A 1,115-nucleotide genomic window follows, 5' to 3' on the forward strand; every position below is an offset into this window, starting at 1 on the left:
TGCCTCTGAATATTGCTCTATGAAATCTAAATTTAAACTTAAATGTCCTAGGAGTAGACCACACCAAAAAAGGTTAGATAAGGATAACCTAAAAATGAAAATGATGCAAAAATTATTGCAAAAGCTCAAGACAGCAACAGTCATCGCACTGATCAGTGTTTTTGTTCTGTTAAGTTCTGGATGGACTAGCACCGCAGTTGCTCAAAACCCTATGGATGAGCTCGTAACGGGCTATGTATCTAAAGTAAATGTCGTCGATCTCAAGCGAGCCATCTTCTTTTACGAGGAGCTTTTGGGCATGGAACGGGATACTTCCCAGGATACATACCGTTGGACGCAGTTCTTTTACCCCAACGTGCCTGGCACCCTAATTGGCCTCTACGAAGACCAACCTACAGGAACGGGAGAAGCCGTACTAACACTAGTTGTGAAAGATATATTTTTGGCTAGGGATTTCCTCATCTCTGAAGGGATTGATGTGTCACCGATTAAAGATGTTGGTGCAGGAGTTATATTAGCATTCTTTAAGGATTTTGATGGCAACACGTTAAGCCTTCGCGAGAACTTGTTGTTCTAGTTGGTATTGACTTTTCAGTGACTGTTTATAAGGTCAATCTAATCACTGCTTAAGTCACAGAATATTGGTGGGTTACGGCAGATAGCTCTGTTCAAAAACGCCGATTAGCGAGCCTTTTCATGGTGCGTTACGGTGCGGACTATCCCAACGCTGGCTACCGTAAAAATAAGGACAAGTCCGCCCCTAACGCACCACTAGCAACTTCAAACAACGGCTATCTTCACCCAACTATTTTCAAATAAAGCATTTCGCTCAAATTTCGGATGAATCCGAACAATATAAATAGACTTCTGATCACTAGCAGATGTTCTATGTTCCCCTTCAGTAATTTTGTACCAATCTAGCGGAAAGCATTCACGGCTGTACAAGCTGTAGTAAATATCATGGGTTGTTAACAGGGATGGTGCTAGTTTAAATTGAATCGATTCTGCTTTTTTCAAGGCACCATAGTAAAACTTGGTTTCTGGATTCGGTACAGGCAAGAAGACTTTTTTGACAAATGCCTGGGGTAACCATTGCTTAAAACGTAACAGGTTGA

The 1,115-nt window shown here is 41.5% G+C and carries 2 protein-coding genes; one reads left to right on the plus strand and one right to left on the minus strand.

The genetic code is table 11. The features are described from left to right. Positions 1-577: VOC family protein (locus F6K53_RS44630; RefSeq protein WP_293087445.1), on the plus strand; the 577-nt coding region annotated here is incomplete at its 5' end. Between the two features lie 203 nt (positions 578-780). Here the strand turns inward: F6K53_RS44630 and F6K53_RS44635 are convergent. Continuing rightward, the coding region (locus F6K53_RS44635) for a DUF6208 family protein (protein ID WP_293087448.1) at positions 781-1,115 on the minus strand (335 nt) is incomplete at its 5' end.

Source organism: Moorena sp. SIO4A1 (assembly GCF_010672065.1).
In the GTDB taxonomy this organism is placed as follows: domain Bacteria; phylum Cyanobacteriota; class Cyanobacteriia; order Cyanobacteriales; family Coleofasciculaceae; genus Moorena.